Annotated in this window: 21 protein-coding genes, 1 tRNA gene and 3 pseudogenes; 11 read left to right on the top strand and 14 right to left on the bottom strand. The window is 58.3% G+C overall.

Annotated features, from left to right (window positions below; all coding sequences use genetic code 11):
* Nucleotides 1-2: 2 nt before the first annotated feature.
* The 7 genes and pseudogenes from AC0V6Z_RS10460 to AC0V6Z_RS10430 all read right to left on the bottom strand — a co-directional run bounded on the left by AC0V6Z_RS10460 (nucleotide 3) and on the right by AC0V6Z_RS10430 (nucleotide 6,008).
* Nucleotides 3-1,113 (bottom strand): annotated as a pseudogene (locus AC0V6Z_RS10460) (glycosyltransferase).
* 21 nt (nucleotides 1,114-1,134) lie between these two features.
* The gene (leuB, locus tag AC0V6Z_RS10455) at nucleotides 1,135-2,208 is read right to left on the bottom strand and encodes a 3-isopropylmalate dehydrogenase (protein WP_472638440.1); all 1,074 of its coding nucleotides are present in this window, start codon (nucleotides 2,206-2,208) and stop codon (nucleotides 1,135-1,137) included.
* Nucleotides 2,209-2,218: 10 nt separating this feature from the next.
* Nucleotides 2,219-2,821, bottom strand: a complete 603-nt coding sequence (gene recO, locus AC0V6Z_RS10450) for a DNA repair protein RecO (RefSeq protein ID WP_472638439.1) — start codon at nucleotides 2,819-2,821, stop codon at nucleotides 2,219-2,221.
* A gap of 28 nt (nucleotides 2,822-2,849) precedes the next feature.
* Complete coding sequence (locus tag AC0V6Z_RS10445) at nucleotides 2,850-3,212, bottom strand: alpha/beta hydrolase family protein (protein WP_486176477.1); 363 nt, start codon at nucleotides 3,210-3,212, stop codon at nucleotides 2,850-2,852.
* Nucleotides 3,157-4,842, bottom strand: coding sequence for a S9 family peptidase (locus AC0V6Z_RS10440; protein ID WP_472638437.1), 1,686 nt, complete (start codon nucleotides 4,840-4,842; stop codon nucleotides 3,157-3,159). The genes AC0V6Z_RS10445 and AC0V6Z_RS10440 overlap by 56 nt, the downstream gene beginning before the upstream one ends.
* Before the next feature lie 90 nt (nucleotides 4,843-4,932).
* The gene (locus tag AC0V6Z_RS10435) at nucleotides 4,933-5,184 is read right to left on the bottom strand and encodes an accessory factor UbiK family protein (protein ID WP_472638436.1); all 252 of its coding nucleotides are present in this window, start codon (nucleotides 5,182-5,184) and stop codon (nucleotides 4,933-4,935) included.
* 176 nt (nucleotides 5,185-5,360) lie between these two features.
* Entirely contained in the window at nucleotides 5,361-6,008 is a 648-nt protein-coding gene (locus AC0V6Z_RS10430) for a TspO/MBR family protein (protein ID WP_472638435.1), read from the bottom strand.
* Between the two features lie 333 nt (nucleotides 6,009-6,341).
* Here AC0V6Z_RS10430 and AC0V6Z_RS10425 point away from each other — a divergent pair, with 333 nt between their 5' ends.
* On the top strand, nucleotides 6,342-6,548 hold the full coding sequence (locus AC0V6Z_RS10425; RefSeq protein ID WP_472638434.1) for a hypothetical protein: 207 nt from the start codon (nucleotides 6,342-6,344) through the stop codon (nucleotides 6,546-6,548).
* Nucleotides 6,549-6,681: 133 nt separating this feature from the next.
* Entirely contained in the window at nucleotides 6,682-7,266 is a 585-nt protein-coding gene (locus AC0V6Z_RS10420; protein WP_472638433.1) for a DUF6969 family protein, read from the top strand.
* Between the two features lie 100 nt (nucleotides 7,267-7,366).
* Here AC0V6Z_RS10420 and AC0V6Z_RS10415 read toward each other — a convergent pair whose 3' ends face one another.
* Nucleotides 7,367-8,194: a TlyA family RNA methyltransferase gene (locus AC0V6Z_RS10415; protein WP_472638432.1), complete on the bottom strand. Its 828-nt coding sequence runs from the start codon at nucleotides 8,192-8,194 to the stop codon at nucleotides 7,367-7,369.
* 34 nt (nucleotides 8,195-8,228) lie between these two features.
* On the opposite strand from AC0V6Z_RS10415, the gene AC0V6Z_RS10410 reads away from it, so the two are divergent.
* Complete coding sequence (locus tag AC0V6Z_RS10410) at nucleotides 8,229-8,813, top strand: hypothetical protein (protein WP_472638431.1); 585 nt, start codon at nucleotides 8,229-8,231, stop codon at nucleotides 8,811-8,813.
* Between the two features lie 332 nt (nucleotides 8,814-9,145).
* Here the strand turns inward: AC0V6Z_RS10410 and AC0V6Z_RS10405 are convergent, their stop codons facing one another.
* Nucleotides 9,146-9,289, bottom strand: coding sequence for a hypothetical protein (locus AC0V6Z_RS10405; RefSeq protein WP_472638430.1), 144 nt, complete (start codon nucleotides 9,287-9,289; stop codon nucleotides 9,146-9,148).
* Between the two features lie 134 nt (nucleotides 9,290-9,423).
* On the opposite strand from AC0V6Z_RS10405, the gene AC0V6Z_RS10400 reads away from it, so the two are divergent.
* Nucleotides 9,424-10,515: a branched-chain amino acid aminotransferase gene (locus tag AC0V6Z_RS10400; RefSeq protein ID WP_472638429.1), complete on the top strand. Its 1,092-nt coding sequence runs from the start codon at nucleotides 9,424-9,426 to the stop codon at nucleotides 10,513-10,515.
* Between the two features lie 21 nt (nucleotides 10,516-10,536).
* Here AC0V6Z_RS10400 and AC0V6Z_RS10395 read toward each other — a convergent pair whose 3' ends face one another.
* Entirely contained in the window at nucleotides 10,537-11,160 is a 624-nt protein-coding gene (locus tag AC0V6Z_RS10395; RefSeq protein ID WP_472638428.1) for a hypothetical protein, read from the bottom strand.
* Between the two features lie 54 nt (nucleotides 11,161-11,214).
* On the opposite strand from AC0V6Z_RS10395, the gene trhO reads away from it, so the two are divergent.
* From trhO to AC0V6Z_RS10380, 3 genes are all read left to right on the top strand, one after another.
* A complete protein-coding gene (gene trhO, locus AC0V6Z_RS10390; RefSeq protein WP_472638427.1) occupies nucleotides 11,215-12,249 on the top strand; it encodes an oxygen-dependent tRNA uridine(34) hydroxylase TrhO in 1,035 nt (344 codons plus the stop codon).
* Entirely contained in the window at nucleotides 12,246-12,899 is a 654-nt protein-coding gene (locus AC0V6Z_RS10385; RefSeq protein ID WP_472638426.1) for a glutathione S-transferase, read from the top strand. Before trhO ends, AC0V6Z_RS10385 begins: the two co-directional genes overlap by 4 nt.
* Before the next feature lie 79 nt (nucleotides 12,900-12,978).
* Entirely contained in the window at nucleotides 12,979-13,362 is a 384-nt protein-coding gene (locus tag AC0V6Z_RS10380; RefSeq protein WP_472638425.1) for a hypothetical protein, read from the top strand.
* 9 nt (nucleotides 13,363-13,371) lie between these two features.
* On the opposite strand, the gene AC0V6Z_RS10375 is transcribed toward AC0V6Z_RS10380, so the two are convergent.
* Nucleotides 13,372-14,265 (bottom strand): LysR family transcriptional regulator, encoded by an 894-nt coding sequence (locus AC0V6Z_RS10375; protein WP_472638424.1) that lies wholly within the window; start codon nucleotides 14,263-14,265, stop codon nucleotides 13,372-13,374.
* Between the two features lie 154 nt (nucleotides 14,266-14,419).
* Here AC0V6Z_RS10375 and AC0V6Z_RS10370 point away from each other — a divergent pair.
* A pseudogene (locus tag AC0V6Z_RS10370) lies at nucleotides 14,420-15,134 on the top strand (pirin family protein).
* Nucleotides 15,135-15,216: 82 nt separating this feature from the next.
* Complete coding sequence (locus tag AC0V6Z_RS10365; protein WP_472638423.1) at nucleotides 15,217-15,810, top strand: FMN-dependent NADH-azoreductase; 594 nt, start codon at nucleotides 15,217-15,219, stop codon at nucleotides 15,808-15,810.
* A gap of 79 nt (nucleotides 15,811-15,889) precedes the next feature.
* Here the strand turns inward: AC0V6Z_RS10365 and AC0V6Z_RS10360 are convergent, their stop codons facing one another.
* On the bottom strand, nucleotides 15,890-18,175 hold the full coding sequence (locus AC0V6Z_RS10360; protein WP_472638422.1) for a methyl-accepting chemotaxis protein: 2,286 nt from the start codon (nucleotides 18,173-18,175) through the stop codon (nucleotides 15,890-15,892).
* Between the two features lie 77 nt (nucleotides 18,176-18,252).
* Nucleotides 18,253-20,300: pseudogene (locus AC0V6Z_RS10355) on the bottom strand (NAD(+) synthase).
* A gap of 258 nt (nucleotides 20,301-20,558) precedes the next feature.
* Between AC0V6Z_RS10355 and yghU the strand changes: the two are divergent.
* Nucleotides 20,559-21,413, top strand: coding sequence for a glutathione-dependent disulfide-bond oxidoreductase (gene yghU / locus AC0V6Z_RS10350; RefSeq protein WP_472638421.1), 855 nt, complete (start codon nucleotides 20,559-20,561; stop codon nucleotides 21,411-21,413).
* A gap of 90 nt (nucleotides 21,414-21,503) precedes the next feature.
* Nucleotides 21,504-21,578: transfer RNA gene (locus AC0V6Z_RS10345), tRNA-Gln, on the top strand.
* A gap of 71 nt (nucleotides 21,579-21,649) precedes the next feature.
* On the opposite strand, the gene AC0V6Z_RS10340 is transcribed toward AC0V6Z_RS10345, so the two are convergent.
* On the bottom strand, nucleotides 21,650-22,327 hold the full coding sequence (locus tag AC0V6Z_RS10340) for a retropepsin-like aspartic protease family protein (protein ID WP_472638420.1): 678 nt from the start codon (nucleotides 22,325-22,327) through the stop codon (nucleotides 21,650-21,652).
* Nucleotides 22,328-22,360 lie beyond the last annotated feature (33 nt).

Here is a 22,360-nt window from a genome sequence, read left to right as displayed (position 1 = left end):
AGCTAATACCTTCCCCAGACGAACCGGCTGGATAGGGCGTAATTCCACACCGATCCAATCAGGATCCCGGCGAGCGCGGCGAGCGCCCAATAAATGCCCTGACTTTCCAGCAGCGTCGCCACCGCGACATTGGCAAAGGCGCCCACTGCGCAGGTCGCGCAGAAACCAAGCCATCCGCGCAGCACCGCGCCCTGCCCACGCAGCCGCTGATCACGATAGGTCAGCCAATTGTTGAGCCAGAAATTGAAGCTCATCGCCACGAAAACAGCGCCCGCTTGTGCGATGGTGAAGGCCTCTTCCAGCCACAGTAGCAACAGCGCCAGCACCGCCATATGCACGATTACGCCCAGCGCCCCGACCGTGCCGAACAGCGCAAAACGGGTGGGGATTACACGCCCCAAAGTCTTGTCATAAAGCCCAGCCAAAAAGTCGAACAGGATCGCGCGGTCAAGCTTGCTTTCACCCTCCCGACGCTTGGCGAATTTCAGCGGAAATTCTTTTACGTTCAGCGTCTTGCCAGAGGTCGCCAGCAGGTCGAGCAGGATCTTGAAACCAATGCCCGACAGACGCGGGACTAGCGCACGCGCGGTTTCACTGCGTAGCAGGAAATAGCCGCTCATCGGATCGGTTAGATCGACCCCGGTCAAACGCCGGGCCATCGCATTGGCAAAGCCGGACAGACGCTCTCGTTCCGGCGCTGCCCAGTCCTGCGTGCTTGCACCGGGAGCAAAGCGTGAAGCGACCGCCACATCAGCCTCTCCACCGCGAACAGCATCCAGCATAGGTCCAAGCAATTCGGGATCATGCTGGTGGTCGGCATCCATCACCGCGACGAACGGCGAGGCGGTGGCGCAAAACCCCTCGATCGCCGCGCTGGCAAGCCCGCGCTAAGCCAATCCGCTGGATCGCGCGCACCCGCGCATCGCCCAGTGCAATCGCGCGAGCCTCATCCGCCGTGCCATCGGCGCTATTATCGTCAATAATCAGCACTTCCCAGCCGCCCGCCCCCAATATTGGAGTTAGCGCGGCATCAATCCGTTCCACAAGAGGTGCCAGATTGCCGCGCTCGTTCAGCGTCGGCAGGATAATTGCAAGTTCAAACGTGGCGGTCATTGTGCACGCAGCCCCGGGCGCTCAAAGCCGCTCGATGATCGCGCTGCCAATCGCTTCGCAGCCGTGTGAGCCGCCCAAATCGCCGCCGCGAATGCCGTCGGCCACCGCCTTTGCCACCGCCGCCTCAATCCGCGCCGCCTCTGCCTCCAGCCTGAAGGAATGACGCAGCATCATCGCCGCTGACAGGATGGTCGCCATCGGATTAGCCTTGCCCTGCCCGGCAATGTCGGGCGCGCTGCCATGGATCGGCTCGTACAGGCCGAACGTGCCGTGTTCTGTTTGGCGTGAGCCCATCGAAGCGCTGGGTAGCAGGCCGATTGAGCCGACCGCCGCGCTGGCGAGATCGGACAGAATATCGCCGAACAGATTACCGGTGACGATCACGTCAAATTGCGATGGCGCAGTGACGAGCTGCATCGCAGCGTTGTCGACATACATGTGATCGAGCGCAATGCTGCTTCCATCTTTGGCTCCCTGCTCCGCGGCATATTCCAGCACGGTTTCGCGCCAAATACGGCTAGTTTCCAATACATTGGCCTTATCGACGCTGGTCACGCGCCCGCCGCGCGTCTTGGCCGCACTCCATGCGGTGGCGGCGATCCGGCGTACCTCGCTGGCAGAGTAAGACATCATGTCCCACCCCTCACGCTCGCCCGCGTCGTTTACGCGCTCGCCCTTGTCGCCGAAATAAACATCGCCGGTCAGCTCGCGAACGATCAGCAGATCAAAGCCAGCGGCCTGCTCTGGCGCGAGCGGAGAAAGCTCCTCCAGCCCGTCAAACACCTTGGCTGGGCGCAAATTGGCAAACAGATCAAGCTCTTTACGCAGGCCTAAAATCGCCTGCTCCGGGCGCAAATGCCGCTCTAGACTGTCGCAAGAGGGATCACCCACTGCGCCAAACAGCACCGCATCGGCCGCACGGGCCATCTCCAGCGTCTCTGCGGGTAGAGGATGGCCGTGGCGCTTGTAAGCGACCGCGCCAATATCACCTTCAAACAAGGTAAGCCCCGGCAGCGAGAGCGCATCAAGCACGCGCAAGGCCTCTTTGGTCACCTCTGGGCCAATCCCATCACCGGGCAAAACTGCGATCTTCATTAGCAAACTTTCACGTCATCATCCGGGCCAGCCGCTCTGAAAGCAGCGTTCGCGCGGCCATAACATCGCGGTCACGCTCGGCAAGCACGTATCGCGCAAGCGGCGCTTCAAGCGTCTTAAATTGCGCCATTTGCTCGGCCAAATCGCCGCTTGGGTCGGGCTTGCCGCCGCCATATCCCAATTCTCGCAGCAACATAGCCTCATAGGTCACCAGAACAGACAGCCAGCCGCGCGCTGATGGCGCGTGGCATATCGCGCCCAGCAGCGCATTCAACGCTTGATAGAGGCTGGGATAAGGATTGCGCTCTGGCAAAGCGGTCGCCGTCAGTGCGCAGACCCATGTGATCGCGGCGGCTGGCAGAGGCTCCGTCATCCACGGCCCGCGGCTTTCTGACAGTTCGATGCGCGCAAACGGCAATTGGTTGTCCGATTTTGAGCGCAGCTCCGCCTCAATCGAATTGCCCGGGATCATCACCGGGCGCAGCCGCCGCCCGCGCCCGCCTGCGACATAGCCAGCGACGAGCCCGTACTCCTCGGTCAACATGCGCGCAATCGCGGCGCTTTCCCCATGAGCGCGCGAGGCAACAAGGATGGCAGGCGCTCTGATATTCATGGAAGTCTGCGGGGCAGCGCGCGGGGCGTCACTGCCCCTCGCTCAGTCCTAGATGTTTCTCGATGAACTCCGCTTGCTTGCGGAAATAGAACAGTTGATTGCTGAGTTTGCGCCAGCCATGACCTTCGTCTGGGATACGGATGAAGGGCGCTGGCACACCGTTTGCGCGCAGGGTCTTCACCATGGTTTCAGTCTCCATAATGTCGATCCTGGGGTCCATAACCCCGTGCGAGTACAGCACCGGCACATTGATCTGATCGGCTTTTCGTATGGGTGAGTTTATGGTATAAAACTCACGCCAACGTGGCTCTTCGATATCGCCATATTCGACTTTATCAGAAGCTTTCAGTGCAGGCGAGGCGATCTCCAACGCGGTGACCCAATCCGCCACGCCAAACAGAGAGACGCCGAGCGGCAAACTCACCCGGATATTCCGCCAGCACTGCGTTGACGGCATAGCCGCCATAAGAACCACCCATCACCGCTGCCCGGTCGCCATCGATCAAGCCATCGGCGGCCAGAGCGTTTTTGAGATCAACCAGATCGCGCACCGAATCCAAGCGGTTCTCGCGGTCGTCCAGCGTCGTATAGGTTCGCCCTAGCCCGGTTGAGCCGCGCACATTGGGTTCAAACACCGCAACACCGCGCGCAACGTGATATTGCGCAACGGCATCAAAGGTGGCCTGCGACTGAGCCGTTGGGCCGCCATGCACAGAGAAGACGACCGGCGGCGCGTTTTCGCCCGTGCTCGCGCCCTCCGGTAGATAGAGCAGCCCCTGCAACTCCACGCCATCACGGGCGGGATAACGCACCACTTGCGGCCTCACCAGCCGGCTTGGATCAAGGCCAGCAAGATTGGCCGCAAAGACCTTCTCCGCTGTCCCTTCCAACGGGTCGACCATCCATATTTCACCCGGCGTTTGCCAACCATTCACCCGCACCATCAATTTGGGATAGGCATCCCCTTCGCAATCGAGCGAATATTTGCCTTCGGGAAGTTTGGGAACGGACCGCTCGCCGCCATCGTTGGCATTTCGCAGTTTCAGAACATCGAAGCCATCGCGGTTTTCGGTGTAGGCAACAATTGCACCCTCCACACCGCACGTCTGAACGTTTTCAATATCGGCCTCAGATGGCTCAACAGTGCGCAGTTGCGAGTCAGCGATCGTATAAACACTCAAAGCGCCATGTTCGCGGTCTTTGTTGGTCGACAATCCAACACTGCTGGAATCCGGCAACCAGTCGAACCCGCCGATCGTATGGCTCGCGCGGTCCTCCACGGGAGGCTTGGAAATCGTGGTCATTTCCTTGGTCGCAAGATCGAGCAGATAGAGGTTGTCGGCATCCTCGCCCACCGTCTCAGTTACGACGGTATACTTCCCATCTGGCGAAATGGATTGCGGGATAAGGCCAAGCTCGCTTTCGACAATCAGCTCGCTCTCACCAGACAGAGTGCCGCGATAAATGTCGAACACGCCCGCCCCGCGCGCAGTGGAGGCGTAGACAAAGCTGCCATCGCTCGCAAAATCACCGAACACGCGAAAATCGCCGCGCGCCGCTGGCAAAACTTCGGTCTCTTCTTTCCCGTCTGGGGTGATGGTGAAATAGCCCGGCTGCTCATTGCCATCACGGTCGGCGGCATAGAACAGGCGCGATCCATCGGGCGTCCATACCGGCGCGCTCACCCCGGTCTTAAAGGTCACTTGTTTGGGCACGCCGCCGCTGGCGGGCATCACCCACAATTCCGATTGCCCGGTTACATCCCAGCTGAAGGCGATTGTTTTACCATCGGGCGAAAGGTTGGCTGCCCCCGGACCATTTGCGAGCAGATAACGCGCAATATCCGCCGGATGCTCGCCCGCGCGGCCAATCGACACATCGCTACCGTCAGGTTCGATTGCTTCGATAGAAAGGTCTGCCCCCTTCGCGCCGCCGAAACTTTCCTCTGCGTCTTGCGCCAATACGGCAGCAGGCAAGAGGGCAATGACGCCGGTGGCGGCAAGGAGAGATGTGCGAAGCATGGACGGCCTTTCATAGCGGGTTGAATACCTGCAGGCTTAAAGGAACGCCGCTGGCTTGCAATCCCGCCGGGGCCGGAAATTTTGGGCAGATTATTTCTTGGAGAGCTTGGCTTCGAGCTGCTTGATCCGCGCCTCTAGCGCTTCGTTCTGCTCGCGCGCCTTTTGCGCCATCAGCTTGACCGTCTCAAACTCTTCGCGGCTGACAAAATCAACCCCGCCCAAGGCCTCACGCATTTTCTCACGCGCGCCCTCGCGGGCCTCGCGCGTCATGCCCGCCATTGTGCCTGCGGCGCTGTTTGCGAGTTTGACGAAGTCGGCGATGATCGGGTTTTCACTTTGCATGGGTTTCAGATGGTGAAGCGAGCGGGATTTGTCTAGGGTAGAGTGAAGTTGTCTAGCTTGGTCGCGGAGCTCGGCTGCGTAGCAGCCGCAAGGGCGCATGCCTGCCCGCAGCGATGCGATCTTTGATCGCGTGAGCGAGGATATCGCACGCCGGATGGCGTGCGGAAATCAAACGCTTACAACTCAATCCGCTGGGCAGCAGCGCTTTCACCGGACATCCCGCCATCCGGGTTCTCAACCATGAATTGATAGTTGAGCACGGTCGCGAATGTGACCCAGGCAAGATAGGGCAGCAACAGCAGAGCCGCGAGCTTACGGACCCTATAAAAGGCCCAGATCACCGCCAGCAATGTCACGCAAACCAGGCTGAGAACGATCAATCCACCGACGATATTCTGACCGCCGAAAAAGACCGGCGTCCACGCCAAGTTCAGCACAAAATGCACCGCAAACAGGCCGACTGCGAGGCCCCTGCCATATGCTCCCCAAGAGCTAACGATCAAAGCCAAGGCAAAGCCTAGCATGATATAGAGGATGGTCCATACGATCCCGAATGCGGCTGGTGGAGGGAAAATGCTCGGCTTGGTCAGACCTTGAAACCAGACCGTGTTCGGGCTGCCTAACTGACCCGCAACGAAACCGAGCAGGACGACCAAGGGCACCAGAAACAACGACCAGCGTAGCAAACTGGCCCGCAATTGCGCTTTGGAAGCGAGAAAACTCATATCCATCCTCGAGAGAGCCGCGCAAAAGGCCATAATTCGGACAGAATACGGCGCGATCTCGCGGGTGCGATCAGAGCCAGCCGGGATACACATCGCCATGCCGCGCGCCAATCATACCCGGTTGCAGAAGCGGCAAATCGTCGGGGAAGAAACGCGCCTCAGCGCAATTTATTACCCAATTATCAACAAAACCATTGGGACACATCAAAAGCATCTGCTAGGCCTGCCACATTCCTGCCGTGATTCTTGAGCGCACGACGGTGAGGAACGTTGGAGTGGGGCGCTCAACCCAATGAGGTAAAATTTTTATGCAAAAGACCAAACTCGCATCGATGATGGCGATCGCTGGCGGCCTTTCAATCGCTACTGCTGCGTGTTCAGCGCCTGCTGAAGACGCAAGCACCGACGCAGACACCACTGCAGTGGCTTGCTGTGCAGCTGCTGGCTGCTGTGCTGCTGGTTGCTGTGCTGCTGGTTGCTGTGCCGCTGGCTGCTGTGCCGCTGGCTGCTGTGCTGCTGCAGGTTGTGAAGCATCTGCATGTGCGGCTGAAGGTTGCTGTGCCGCTGCTTGCTGTGCAGCGTCTTGCTGTGCCGCTGCATGCTGTGCCGCTGCTGAATAATTCAGCTCAGCAAAGCTAAACATTGTGGGCCGGTGACAACATGGTTGTCGCCGGTCTCTTTGTTTTTTAGACAGAGATCATGACACCTAAGCAAGCTGCCCTCACCGTTATTGAGACGATCACGCAGATGGCTAGGCGAACAGCGGCCGTTGATGGCGCGTGTTCTGCCCGCCGAGAACGTGCATTTCTGGAAACATTATCCGGATAAGGATGCGCGCGACGCCAAAACAAAATCACGTTGGTATTACCACGTGCATGCTCCGGGACAGCGAGACGCAGGCGAACATGGCCATTTCCACCTGTTTCTGCACCGTGATCAGCTGATCAAGGGCAGCCAGGTTGCCGTGATGCCGCCAGAAGGCGAGAAAGCCAAAGCGCATGTGACCCATTTGGTCGCGCTGTCGATTGATACAAATGGCATCCCGATGTCTTGGTTCACCACCAATCGCTTTGTCACCAACGAATTTCTCTATCCCGCAGAGACGATGATCAAACATCTGAAGCTCTATAATGTCGACAAAACGCAGGAGGATGAGCTGGTCAATCGGCTCGTCACAGCCATGGTCGCGCTGTACCGCGAAGAGATTGCCGAACTGCTGCTTCAGCGCGATGTCCGTCAGGCTGAATTGGTCGCCGAACATGGCATGAAGGGGTATGAAAAGAACTGTGGGGTCGAAGTTTTGAGCTCGATCCCGATTGACCTTGATGAGAAGATTTCAACGCTCGATCTAGAGTAGAAGTTTTGTTTTCCGCACGCCATCCAGTGTGCGATGCCGCGGCGGGCGGGCGGGCATGCGCCCTTGCGGGCCTTCGGCCCAAGCCGCGCCACCAAGCCAGTTAGTTTCTTCTCGCACTCACCAGAAATTCGACATTGCCCTGCGGGCCGGTGATCGGGCTTTCGACGATCCCCTGAATGCTCCAACCTGCTTGCTCCAGCCATTCGCGAACCTCGTCACAAACGCGGGCGTGCAGCGCTGCATCGCGCACCACCCCGCCCTTACCCACTTCGGCGCGAGCGACCTCAAATTGCGGCTTGATCAACGCCACCAACTGGCACTCCTTTGCCGCCAATTCCAGCGGCCGCTCCAGCACTTTGGCAAGGCTAATAAAGCTTGCATCGCACACCACCCAGTTAAACGGCTGAGTGATATGATCCGGCGTCAGCACCCGCGCGCTGGTCTGCTCATAGACGGTAACGCGATCGTCTTGACGCAGCTTCCAAGCGAGCTGGTTGGTCCCGCTGTCCACCGCAAAGACATGCGCCGCTCCATTCGTCAGCAGTACGTCGGTGAACCCGCCAGTGGATGACCCAACATCCATCGCCGTCACACCTTTCGGATCAATCCCGAAATGCTCAATCGCATGGGCAAGCTTAATCCCGCCGCGGCTGACCCAGGGATGATCGCGCCCACGCACCTCCAGGACCACATCCTCGGCAATCTGCTGCCCCGGTTTGGTCACCTTCTGCTCGCCGACAAACACCGCACCCGCCATCACCAGTGCCTGAGCCCGCGTGCGGCTTTCCGCCAGACCGCGCTCGGCCAACAAGTGATCGACCCGGCGCTTCTTAGGTTTTCTGCCTTCACGCACAGGCTCTTTATCGCCCAAACTTGGCGGCTCGCCTGTTTGCGATGAATTTGATGCGGAATTCGGCGTTTTCTTCATAGACGCGTGCAGCGTTAGCGCGCATTGATGCGGCATGAAAGCAATCTACCTCAATGCCATCGGCGCCGTCGCTCTCAGTTTTACCATTGCCGCCTGCGTGCCACCTTCAGAACCGCCCAGCGTCGCAACATCCGCTCCGGCCACGACCAGCACACCCGCACCCGCGCCTAGCCCATTGCCGGAACCTCCAAAGCCCGCAGCAACCTTGCCGCCGTTGGCCGCTGGATTGGCCTTTCTCGACGCTCCGCAGACGCAGGGCAATTGGCGCTACATTGTAGAGCGCAATGAGACCTTCGCTCTGTTCGGCAGCAGCATTGAAAACGCGCAAGCGATCATTCGCTGCGATCTGGACACGCGCAAAGTGGGGATTGGCCGGTTTGGCCCTGCCGCCAGCGCGGCTCAAATGCGAGTTCGCACCGAAACACGCAGCAGCGATTTGCGCGCCACCACCCGCAACAGTGGGCAGCCTCTGGTCGCCGCCGAGCTTGATCCGCGTGATCCACTGCTCGATGCGATTGCACTGTCAAAGGGTCGTTTTGCGCTGGAGACCGCTGGTATGCCAGCGCTTTATTTACCCGCTTGGGCCGAAGTGACCCGCGTGATCGAGGATTGTAGGTGATTTCGCGAGGTCGCATATTCTGACGTGGGAAAAGTTTTTTACAAGACTTGTGTTCAAGCTCAAAACGACTCAGATTGATCCTCGAGTTCAGCGGCAAACGCAGTACTCGGCCCCCCGATGATACGGCGGGTCTTGGCTTAATAGCGCGAAAGGAGGTGATCCGATGTCTCATGGTTCAGTAGCGAGGTCGGTGAAGATCCCTACGGAGCATATTCGGTAATTTCCCTTGCGGAAACAAACGCCGAGTAAGGCTTTGTGAGCGGCACTTCCGGCCGCTGACCATGCGAAGGGCAGTTCCGCTTAGGCGGCGCTGCCCTTCTCACGTTTTAGGTCTACGCATTAGCATCCGCGATCGTGATATCCTCGCTCATACGATCAAAGATCGGGTGGCCTATGGCCGTCTTCGACTCCGCTGCGGACGGGCCTGCGCCCTTGCGGTCGCCAAAGCGACCGTGCTCTGTCACCAAGCCGTTCACTACATACAAGGACGCTTGGTGCCATGCCGATGGCTTGGAATGGTTCGAGGCCGCAGGCCTCGCGCCCGGCATTTGAGGGCGAAAACGAAAGACTCCTTCTTGCCGAAACCGCCTAGGCACACTATCCGCGCACCATGAAATTTGACACAATCCCTCACCCCTCGCCACTGGCTGACGATGCGCGCGAAGCCGCCGTCGCTGATCCCGGTTTCGGCACTGTCTTCACCGATCACATGGTCACGATTGATTATGACGAGGGCGCAGAAGGCAGTGTTGGCGGCGGCTGGCACTCGGCGCGGATTGGCCCGCGTGAGCCAATTGCGCTCGATCCAGCAGCCAGCGTGCTGCACTATGCGCAGGAAATCTTCGAAGGGATGAAGGCCTACCGCTTGGCGGATGGCGAGCTTGCGCTGTTCCGCCCAGAGGAAAACGCGCGGCGGTTTAACGACAGCGCGCGGCGAATGGCGATGCCTGAATTGCCCGAGGAGCTGTTTCTTGAGGCCGTGAACAAAGCAGTCGCGGCAGATGCCAAGTGGTTCCCCAGCGTCGAGGGCGGCTCGCTCTACATCCGCCCCTTCATGTTCGCGACCGAGGCATTTCTAGGCGTACGTCCGGCCAAGCAATATAAGTTCATCGTTATCCTGAGCGCAGCGGGCAATTACTTCAAATCCGGCTCGCCAGCGGTCAGCATCTGGCAGTCGGACTATACCCGCGCGGCCCCCGGCGGCACGGGCGCGGCGAAAACCGGCGGCAATTACGCCGCCAGCCTGGTGCCCACTGGCGAGGCGTTCAAACGCGGCCACGATCAAGTCTTGTTCCTCGATGCGGTCGAGAAGAAATGGGTCGAGGAACTGGGCGGCATGAACCTGTTCTTCGTGATGCGCGATGGCAGCGTGATTACTCCGCCGCTAACGGGGACGATTTTGCCGGGGATCACCCGTAACAGCCTGATCACCCTGCTGGGCGAAGAAGGGCTGAAACTGCGCGAGGAACCTTATTCGATCCAGCAATGGCGCAGCGATGCGGCCAGCGGCGATCTGGTTGAGGTGATGGCCTGCGGCACGGCGGCGGTCGTTACCCCGGTTGGCAAGGTCGACAGCGCGGATGGCGAATTTGTGATCGGAAATGGCGGTCCCGGTGCGGTGACCAGCAAAATCCGCGAGAAATTGGTCGGCATCCAGCGCGGCAGCGTGGCCGACACGCATGGCTGGGTGAAGCGCGTTTAAGGCATCCGCTGCTTCCCACACTCAATAGTAGTATCGAGAACCCTCACCAACTTGCTTGAGTTTCGCTAGTTTAACGATCTCCTCAATCAACGGCATCAAACTCTTGGGTTGATTGCAGCCGATCTGGACTGATGAGAACCTGTATCCATCGCTATTGGCACGCTCAAGATCGAGCGATTGGCAGTGCATAAAAATTGTAGTTTCATCCGTGTCCTTGCCGATATCCCATGTGCCAATTTCGTGATCGAACGTGCTCGATTGTTCGATTAGCCTATCGAGGGTCGCCACCTGCTCGGCGGACAGTTTGCGCGTACGCTTGCGAATGCGATAGCTGCGCTGCTGCACCCTGCTCCGATGGCTTGTCCCATCAACTAAGAGCCGCGCGGAGCCATCCGCATACTTCTCAATCTCCACCACACGCACGAACATTGCATGACCATGAAGAAAGCTGAATCGCACCGTCTCAATGTGATCTTCCGCGAGCGAATGCCAAAGTGGCCGAAACCCAAGATCACACAAGTAACTCGCTGACATCCCCCCGTAAGAACGGCTCTCATGGACTGCTTGAGGAAAAATGTCGCAGCCATTACCGGTTGCTGGTGAAGCAGTCAGCAATGCAGACGCCATGAACGCAAAAGCAGCCATGGCACTAATGCTAGACCATTGTCGTACATGCTAGCAATGCTTACAGGACGCCACATGCCTAATCATGTCCAAGTTGCGGCGCTCTATAATTTTGCGCCTTTTGACGATCCCGCGTCCTTGCAGGGACCGCTGCAGGCGGCTTGCGATGCGGCGGGAACGCGTGGTACCATTCTGCTCGCGCCAGAGGGCGTCAACGGCACCATCGCTGGCACGCCGGAAGGTATCGAATCTGTGCTCGCGCGCATCCGCACTCTGCCCGATTGCGAGACGTTCGACGTCAAATACTCCCATGCCGAAAGCATGCCGTTTCATCGGATGAAGGTGCGGTTGAAACGCGAAATCGTCACCATGGGCGAGCCGGGGATTGATCCGCGCGCCAGCGTGGGCCGCTATGTCGATCCCAACGATTGGAACGATTTGATCAGCGATCCGGACACCATCGTGATCGACACGCGCAATGATTATGAGGTCGCCATCGGCCAGTTCGAAGGTGCGATCGATCCCAAGACCCCAAGCTTTCGCGATTTTCCCGCATGGTTTCGCGAACGCCGCGAAGAACTGCTGGGAGAAGGCAAAACGCCCAAGGTCGCGATGTATTGCACGGGCGGCATCCGCTGCGAAAAATCGACCAGTTTCCTGCGCAGCGAAGGCGTGGACGAGGTCTATCACCTCAAGGGCGGCATTCTCAAATACCTTGAAAACGTGCCAGAGGACGAAAGCCTGTGGCACGGCGAATGCTTCGTATTTGATCAGCGTGTTGCGGTGAAACACGGGCTGGAGCTGGGATCATACGGGCAATGCTTTGCCTGCCGCCATCCGCTGAGCGCGGAGGAAATGGCCTCGCCCGACTATGCTGAAGGGATCAGCTGCCCGCATTGCATCGATGCTCGCAATGATGAGCAGCGCGCCCGCTATGTTGAGCGACAGCGGCAAAAGGAACTCGCGAAGCAGCGCGGCGAAGCGCATATTGGCAAACCGATCGAGACCGCTGCGAGAGACGCTGGCGAAGACGGTTTTGACGCAGGCGAAAGCTGGGAGGCAAACTTTCCCGGCGGCCTAGCGCCAGATACGCTAAGTGATCCGAAGTGACGCATCCGCCGATCCTCTATTCTTTCCGCCGCTGCCCCTATGCGATGCGCGCGCGAATGGCCCTATGGGTGGCGGAAATCGGCGTGATCCTGCGCGAGGTGAAGCTGTCTGATAAGCCGCCAGCCCTGGTTGAAATCTCGTCCAAGGCGACCGTGCCAGTGCTGATCTCGTTCGATGGTCCGGTGCTGGAGGAGAGCATTGAAATCATGCGCTGGGCGCTGGGCAAGAATGATCCAGAGGGATGGCTGGCGGGCGACGATGCGGCGTTGATCGCGCGTAACGACGGCGCGTTTAAGCATCACCTCGACCGCTACAAATACCCATCGCGTTATGAGGATGAGGAAGGCGATGTTGATCACCGCGCAGAGGGCTTCGCGATCCTGCAAGACCTAGATACGCGGCTCTCCACTCAGCCCTTTCTATGCGGCAACACCCGCACGCTCAGCGATATGGCGCTGTTCCCATTCATCCGGCAATTCGCCAATACGGACCGTGAATGGTTCGACACGCAGCAGGTCCCGCATTTGCAGAAATGGTTGGAGGCGAATCTCGCCTCTGATATATTCAAGAGCATCATGCCAAAATTTGATCCCTGGAAAGCAGGCGATCAACCAACGCGTTTCGGGCCAAATGAGAACCCTGTCTGCTGATTCAGCATATTAGCAAAACAGTTAAGGTTGGCATGGGTTTTTACTCTAACTTTACCTTACTTGGTTAAATGAGGCTCATATGGCAAATAATGAACCTTTCTACTCCGTCACTTTGTTGGAAGACCAATGCGAGCTGCATTCGGTAATCAGTGGCTTTTGGACAGTTGACCAGTTCCAAAGTTACTTCGATGATGTGAACGGAAAAGCTGCCCCATTGATGGAGGCGCGTTCTCCCATGTACGCACTGGTCGATTTCACCGATTTTGTGCCGCAAGACCAAGCGACGGGAGAAGCCATTCGCGATCACCTGCTGCTTGCCCACAAAGTAGGGCTTAAGCGTGTCGCGATTCTGGGTGCGTCTCCGTTGGTCCGCTTGCAGTACAAGCGCCTGAGCAGCGGACTCGATGTCGATTTCTTCGTTACCAAGCCTGATGCGCTGACCTGGCTTCGCGCCAACCGCTGATCTGATCCATCAAGCAGTCAATTGCCGCTTTAACGCATCAATCAGCCAGCTCGCTGCGGGCCCCGGCCTCGCATCCCGGCGCCATAAAGCGCTGAATGGATAAATGTCTCCGGGTCTTTCCGGCAGGTCGAGCTCCACCAAAATGCCGCTCGCAATATCGCCCTCGACTTGGTGACGCGGCATATTGCCCCAGCCCAGCCCCTCTTTCAGCAAAGCGTGTTTCGCGCCCAGATCACCCAGCCGCCAGGTCTTTGGGCTGAGCACTGAGAACTCGCGCCCATCTGTCATGGGGGAGCGATCAGCCAGCACCAATTGGAGGTGCTTACGGCTTTCGCCCGGCTGAATGTTGGGCGCAGCGAGCGGATGATTCGGAGCTGCAACAGGAATTAAATCAACACCGCCAATCACTTGGCGTTCGAGATCAGGATGGTCGCCGATCACCGGTCCGCCAATAGCCAGATCAACTTCCGCGTCAATCAGGCAAGCCGCCACCGCGCCCAGCCCCTCTATCTGCAACCGCAAGGCAACCGTTGGAAACATAGCGCGAAAATCGCGCAAGACTCGCGCGGTCACATCACCGGGTACCATCACATCAAGCACCAGCGAAACCGTGCTCTCCAGTCCAGCATGCAAGCTTTGCGTCTTGGCTAGCAGTGCATCAACGCCGTCGGAGACCGCTCGCGCTTCGGGCAGCAAGCCATTGCCTGCCTCAGTCAGTACAGGCTTACGCGACCCCTCGCGCGCAAATAGGCTTACAGCGAGCTGCGCCTCCAGCTGCGCAATGCCATAGCTGATCGCCGACACCGCCCGGCCCATCCGCCGCGCCGCGCCGCCAAAGCTGCCCTCTTCCACCACAGCCAGGAAGATGCGCAATTGATCAAGAGTGGGATCGCCCAAACGCATAATAACAAGTATGTTCAAATAATCCGAACATTTTGGCAAGTTTTATCACACTTATACGATTACGAAACACCGCCTACCTCCTGTCTCAACGCAAACATGCTGATCCAAACATCAACCGATCGGCACAAATAGGAGACAGGCAATGAGCGCACCTATCATCGAACTTCGTCCCTTCAATTCACTGGGCGCAGCCAATCACGGTTGGCTGGATGCTCACCATCACTTTTCCTTTGGCGGCTATCACGATCCCGCCCGCGTCAATTGGGGCAGCCTTCGGGTTTGGAACGACGACACAATCGCTCCTGGCACAGGCTTTCCCATTCACCCGCATGAAGACATGGAAATCATCACCTATGTCCGCAAAGGCGCGATCACCCACCGCGACAGCATGGGCAATGAGGGCCGCACAGAGGCTCGACGATGTCCAAGTGATGAGCGCTGGAACCAGCGTGCAGCATTCAGAATACAACCGCGAGGATGTCGAAACCGAAATCTTCCAAATCTGGATTATCCCGACCGAGCGCGGCGGCAGCCCCAATTGGGGCGCAGCACCCTTTCCCAAGGACGACCGGGCGGGCAAATTCGTGACCCTTGCAAGCGGGGCAGAAAACGATGCCGCCAATGACGATGGCGCGCTTCCGATCCGCACCAATGCAAGCGTGCTGGGCGCGACGATCAAGGCTGGCGAAAGCCTCACCTACAATGTCGCTGATCCATCACGGCACCTCTATCTGGTCCCTGCCACCGGCAAGGTCCGCGTCGAGGATGTCGAGGCCGAAGCGCGTGACGGTGTTGCCATCACCCAGCTCAGCCAGGTGACGATCACCGCCCTTAAAGACAGCGAAATTGTCCTCGTGGACGCCGCTTAAATTCCTTGAGAGCTGGCCGTGAATTTCCCCCAGCGGCCAGCTCTTCTTTTCCCTTGCAAGATCACTTCTCAGGAGAGTTCCAATGACCAATATTCTTTACATATCCGCCAGCATCCAAGGCGACCAATCGATTTCACGCGGCCTCGGCAACAAGTTGCTCGAGCGTCTGAGCACAGGGACAGACAGCATTGTGACCACCCGCGACCTTAGCCATAATGACCTGCCCTTCATCGATGCGGATCGCTTCGCCGCCAACCTCGCGCCAATGGCTGACCGCACGCCGGAACAGGCGCAGCTTGCCAGCATTGCCGACACTCTGATTAAAGAGCTTCAGGCAGCCGACACCATCGTCTTTGCAGTGCCGATCTACAATTTCGGAGTCCCCGCATCGGTCAAAGCCTGGGCAGATTTGGTCGCCCGCGCCGGGACCACTTTCAAATACACAGAAAACGGCCCGGTCGGACTTCTCGAAGGTAAGAATGCCTATATCACGGTCGCATCCGGTGGCACGCCAGTGGGCAGCGATTTCGACCTGATGACCCCTTGGTTCAAGGTTTTCCTCGGTTTCATCGGCATCTCGGATGTTCAGATCATAGCGGCCGATGGGGTCATGGGCCGGGATGGCGAGGAGAAGATAGCCGCCGCCCACGCCAATATCGAAACGATTGGTGCCTGAGTTAAACTGCCGGAAACCAGCAAGCGCGCCGGATGACTTAGCGGTTGTCCGGCGCGTCTGCGTTCAGGTCTCTGGCAGGTTACTCAGCTGGTTCGGCTGACAAACCATCATCTGAAAAACGCTGGCGCAGGCTCTCAATCTCTCGATCGATCTGCGTTGCCAAGGCCTCCAATTGGCCGGAGCTGTTGTCGATCTTATCAATTGTCTGGCTTGCCTGCGCAAAGTTCTCTGACACTTGCGCCACGGCACTGCCGCTATCCAGCGCTTTGCGGCGCACCCCCTCGATCAAATTCGTCAGTTCCGCGCTGGTCGTGCGTTGCTGTTCAACTGAGCTTGCCGCAACCGCGGCCATCTCACCCACGGTTTCAATCGAGGCATCAATTGCGCGGAATTGCGCAATGGACTCGCCGATAAGATCTGACAGCGAACCAACGATAGTAGAGATTTCGCTGGAGGCTTCCTGAGTCTGTTTCGACAATTGCGCCACTTCGCTCGACACTACGGAGAAGCCCTTGCCCGCTTCGCCCGCGCGCGCCGCCTCGATCCGAGCGTTTAGAGCCAGCAATCCGGTCTTGTCCGAAATCGATTTGATCATTGCTACCAGCTTGCCGATCTCCTTCGCGGACAGCTCTAGCTGACCAGCGATTTGCGCGCCGCGATCGCTCGCCTGATCGGCATGTGTCGCGGCCTCATTGGCATTGGCAACACGTGTCCCGACCAATTCCAGGGTCTCACTAAGCAACTGAGCTCCCTTGGCCATCTGCTCCGCCATGCTTAGCGTCGCATCGGCCTGAGCGCTAGCATGATCGACTTGTTCACCCGATTCCTGCGAATGGGCGGCCAGCCGCTCAGATCCGGCAGCAAGATCACCCGCCTGGGCATTCAACTGCTGCACCAATGCGGCGAAGTCTCTCTGAAATTCGCGCAAGACCTCCGTCGTGGTGTCCGCACGGTTGCGTTCCTGTGTCACCATGCTCGCAAGTTCATTTTGCTCAGCGCGCAGTTTGTCCGCCGCAATTTTCTCGGTGGCTTGCACCCGGTCGAGAAAGGCGTTCAGTTCTCCTGCAATATCGCCGCCCTCTTCAAACGGATCGACATCAAGACGCGTGCTGAGATCCGCCTCACCGCTGTTGATCTTATTCAGGGTCCGTGAAAGCTCTGCATTGCCCAGCAAAGCGCGATGTTCCGACAGGTTCAGCCCGCGCCGCTCATCTTCCAGCGGTACGCGCAATTTGCCGCGTGTGTGCATGGCATTTGCGATCAGCCCCATCGCCATAAAGGCGAAAACACCGATGCTGAATGCGCCCAGCAATTGCACGCCGAACTGTGTGACAATGCCGTGGCTGAGGCGATCTGCAGGAACGATAAAGGCAACCGCCAATGTCCCAAAGAAACCACCGAACCCGTGCACGCTGACTGCATAGACCGCATCGTCGACGCGGTGTTTACGTTCCAGCCAATCGGCGAAAAATACGCTGCCCACTGCGATCAAGGCAGCCGTACCGATAGCGCCCAGAGAATGCGCATACGGCGCGCTAGCGGTGATTGAGACCAGACCAACAAGCAGGCCGTTGACCATCCTATCGGCGCGGTAATAGCCATCGCGGTAATATCCCGCGATCGCCGCCGCACAGGCCCCTGCCGCGCCTGCAAACAAGGTGTTGGACAAAGCACGCGCAAAATCATCACTACCCGGCTCCAAAGTACCGGTGTTAAAGCCAAGCCAGCCAACCAAGAGGATCAGCGCGCCGCCGCCGGTCAGGATCGGGCTGTGGCCATGGATTGCCCGCATGGCGGCATCGTCTTCACCGCGGTCAAAGCGGCCATCACGCGCGCCGACAACCAACAAAATGCCTAGTGCCGCTGCGCCGCCGGCAAGGTGTACGACGCTGCCTCCCGCAAAATCGATAAAGCCCAATTGTTGCAGCCACCCCTGCCCGCTGCCGCCAGGTAAATAGCTGGCCCAGGCCCAATGACCGATCAGGGGATAGATCAACGCCGTCAGCGGCAAGGTCATCAGAATATAGGCGGAAAAACGCATGCGTTCTGCAACCGCGCCGGAGACAATAGTCGCCGCAGTGCCGCAGAACAAAGCTTGAAACAAAAGGAAGAGAGTAATCGAGCCTTCGCCCGAATAGCCCAGCAAGCCAGCGTCAAACCCAATGAGGCCAAAACCGCCACCGAACATAACCGCCGCGCCAAAGATATGGAACACCAAGACAGCCACGACGAAGTCCGCGAGGTTTTTCATCGACACGTTGATGCTGTTCTTAGAGCGGACAAATCCAGCCTCTAAAAACAGGAAACCAATCTGCATTCCGACGACCAGCACGCATGCCAGTGCCAGCCATATCTCGATTGCCATGTCTCACCCCAACTTCTTTTATTTTTTTAGGGTTTTACGCGAGATGGCCTAAAGACAGGTTAACAGCGAATTAGCCATCATTTCAGGCTGGGAAGCCCGGCTTTGAGATCCTCCAACCACACGTCGGCCACCGCATCCGATGGCGCGCGCCAATCGCCGCGCGGCGACAATGCACCTTGCGAGCTGACCTTTGGCCCATTGGGCAAGGCGCTGCGTTTAAACTGGCTGAAGGCGAAGAAGCGTTTGACGAAACTCTCAAGCCATCCGGCAATCGTGGCAAGGTCATATCCGTTCTTGCGACTTTCCGGGAAACCGTCGGGCCATTTGCCCGCCTGCGCATCGCGCCACGCATGATAGGCCAGAAACGCGATTTTCGACGGACGCTGGCCATAGCGGATGGTGTGGTGCAGGAAAAAGTCGTTGAGTTCATACGGCCCAATCCGCTCCTCTGTGCTTTGGATCGCGCCATCATCGCCCGCTGGAACCAGCTCTGGCGAGATTTCGGTGCCCAGCACCGCACCCAAGACATCGCTGCACGCATTGCTGAATTGCTCTGTCTGGATCGTCCAGCGGATCAAATATTGGATCAGCGTTTTCGGCACGCCCGCATTCACGCCGTAATGGCTCATATGATCGCCAACGCCGTATGTGCACCAGCCCAGCGCCAGCTCTGACAAATCGCCAGTTCCGACGACAAAGCCGGAATGCTGCCCAGCCAATCGGAACAGGTAATCGGTGCGCAGCCCGGCCTGAACATTCTCAAACGTCACATCGTAGACCGGCTCACCGCCCGCAAACGGGTGCTTCATATCCTCCAGCATCCGCGTGGCTGCTGGCTTGATGTCGATCTCCTCAGCGGTGATTTCCATCACCTCCATCAGCTTCCAGGCGTTCGACTTCGTGCTGTCAGAGGTGGCAAAGCCGGGCATGGTGTAGCCGCGAATGGCCGTGCGCGGCATGCCCAGCCTGTCGCAGGCTTTCGCCGCCACGATCAGAGCATGGGTGCTATCAAGCCCGCCGGAAATGCCGATAATCAATGATTTGGCGTGCGTCGCGGTGATCCGCCGCATCAGCGCATCGACCTGAATGTTGAACGCTTCGTAGCAATCCTCGTCCAGCGTCTTTGCGTTGTTCGGCACAAATGGGAAGCGGCGTATCGGACGGATCAGCCCCTTATCCTGAGCGCCTTCTTCTGAGGCACCAGCATGGTCGAACACAATCCGGCGATAGCTGTCCTCGGGCTCAGCCATGCGCCTCTGCCGCGTCGGCAAAGGTCTGGTTGCGCACCCGCTCTGCCGCAATCCGCTGAGTATCAATATCGACCACGCACAGTTCTGGTTCCAGATCGAAGCGCGTGCTTTCAGCCATCAGCCCGCCCAGTTCGTAAATCACGCCCTGCCCATCCCATGCAAGATCGGTGGTGCTTTCGCCGTGACCGCTGGCCGAATAGACATAGGCGCAAATCGACCGGGCAGAGCTGGATCGGCAATGCAAATGGCGATCATCCGCACGGCCAATGGTGATCGGCGAGGCAGAAAGATTACACAGGATCTGAGCCCCGGCGAGCGCAGCCATTGTACCCGGAGGATTGGGCGCCCAGAAATCTTCGCAAATTTCCACGCCGAATGTGAAGCCGGGAAGGTTGCTGGCGGCAAAGACCACATCCGTACCGAATGGCACTTCCTCTCCGTTCACCGCGATCCATAGATCTTCGCAGCCGCGCCCATGCGAGAAATAACGCTTCTCATAAAACTCGCGGTAATTAGGCAGATAACTTTTCGGGATCACGCCCAGCAATTCGCCATTCGCAATCACGGCGGCGCAATTGTAAACCTTGTCCCCGCGTTTCAGGGGCGCGCCAATCACCAGCACTGGCGAAAGTTCGCGCGAGGCCTGGATCACCTCGCCCAGCGCTTCTTCCACTCGCACCAGCAGAGCCTGCTGAAGCAGCAGATCATCAATCGCATAGGACGACAAGGTAAGCTCTGGATAGACTACCAGATCGACGTTTTGCGCATGCGCCTTCTTCGCCTCGGCGATCACGCCGAGCGGTGTTGTAAGCCACATCGGCCGGGCGCGAACACGGCGTGCAAGTCGCCACCCGCACAAATCCGTGGCTGTGCATGTCGTAAAAAGAATGGCTACTGGCTGTCACGTGGGCACGCTCCAAGATAGTGTCTGGCGCACCCTTTAGCGGTTTATCACCGCGCATCAAAGGCATGAGAGATACGGCTGGGTTAAGGTGCGCAAAGTTTCGCTATTCTCACTAGCAGCGAAAATGAACCCGCTGTCGCATTCGCGATGGTTGCACGCGGCGCAAACATGCCCCACTTCATAGCGCACGGGTCAGAACGACACCCCTCCCAGCTAAGGAGCACATAGAATGGCCGATCCCACCTACACCCCGCCAGAAGTCTGGACCAATGACAGCGAAAATGGCGGGCGTTTCGCCAGCATCAACCGCCCGACCGCCGGTGCGCGCGAAACGAAGGAATTGCCGCAGGGCGACAATCCGTTTCAGCTGTACTCGCTGGCGACGCCCAATGGGGTGAAGGCAACAATCATGCTGGAGGAGCTGCTGGAGGCAGGCCACACTGGCGCAGAATATGATGCCTACACCGTGAACATCGGCGAAGGCGTGCAATTCACCAGCGGCTTTGTGGAGATCAACCCGAACTCAAAAATCCCTGCCTTACTGGACAAGAGCGGCGACAAACCTTTCCGCGTGTTCGAATCGGCAGCCATTCTGGTGCATCTCGCGGAGAAATTCGGCGCGTTCTTGCCCACCGAACCAGCGGCGCGCGCAGAAGTGATGAGCTGGCTGTTCTGGCAGGTTGGAACCGGCCCGTTCATCGGCGGCGGTTTTGGCCATTTCTACGCCTATGCCCCAGAGAAATACGAATATCCGATCAATCGATATGCCATGGAAACGAAGCGGATTTTCGATGTCGCTGACCAGCGCCTGGCCGAAAACCGCTTCCTCGGCGGCAATGAATACACCATCGCAGATATGGCCAGTTACCCATGGCTTGCGCCGTTCGTCGAAGGCAAAATTTACAATGAAGCCAAGACCTTCCTATCGATTGATGAGTATAAGAATGTCGCCCGCTGGGTGGAGGAAATTTCCGCTCGTCCGGCCGTGAAGCGGGGCCGGATCGTCAACAAAGTCTGGGGCGAAGAAAATGAGCAGCTGCTAGAGCGTCACTCGGCAGCGGACTTTGAAGGCAAGGCAATCTGACTGGCTGAAGCGACAAAAGGGGCGCACAGGTAAAAATGTGCCTTGCGCCCCTTCACATATAAAATGGCGGCGCTATATAGCGCGCTCTGCTGGGGTGTGGCCAAGTGGTAAGGCACCGCTTTTTGGTAGCGGCATTCGTAGGTTCGATCCCTACCACCCCAGCCATTTTCCTTACCTAAATCGTTGAAGTTGAGCGCTGCACTTGGCGCTAGATACGCGTTCATTTGCGTAGCGTCTCAACGCAGCTCCAATGGCTCCTGCGGATTGTTCGGCTCCAGGATCATCTCATTGGTCTGATTATCGACCCGGTAGGATGCGAGCCGCGACAACAGGTTCATGCCAATCACATTGGTATTGCCCAGACTGGGCGCGATCACCACGTCGAGCCCGCGCGCAGCCACATTGCCAAAGCGCAGCTCGTCTATCGTGCCTAGCTCTGCCTCGACCGGCCCGTTCGCTGTACCAATCGTCACCGGTAGGCCGCCCGTGCGCGGTTCTATCCCCACCTGATCTGCCAGGCCCTGCGATATCGCGGTCAACGTCGCGCCGGTATCAACCAGAAAGTTGGCAGGCACCCCGTTCAGCTCTGCGCGCAACCAGAAATGCCCATCTTCGCCGATCGGAACGCGGGTCTCCCCGCCCTCCACCACTTGCTGAGGCAGGCCAAGCTGCGGCACGGCCACTTCGATGCGAGGGTCAAAGCGCGACAGTTGAATGATGACGGTGCACAAAATTCCGACGAGCACCAAAGTGCTGCCCGCGCGCACAAACTTGCCAAACGCGACCTCGCGGCGGATCATCAGCGAGCCGAGCACGCCGGCCATCACCGCCGCGACCGCAAGCATCAGCAATTCCGAGCGCGGAATGGCGGTGAACGCGCCAGCAATGTTGGAAAAGAGGTTATCGAGGCTCATTGCCCCCACACATAGGAACAATTGGCATGCTTT

The sequence above is a fragment of the Erythrobacter sp. SN6-5 genome, assembly GCF_057364945.1.
The sequence above is the reverse complement of the archived record's forward strand: the minus strand, read 5'-3'. Positions and strand labels throughout refer to the sequence as shown.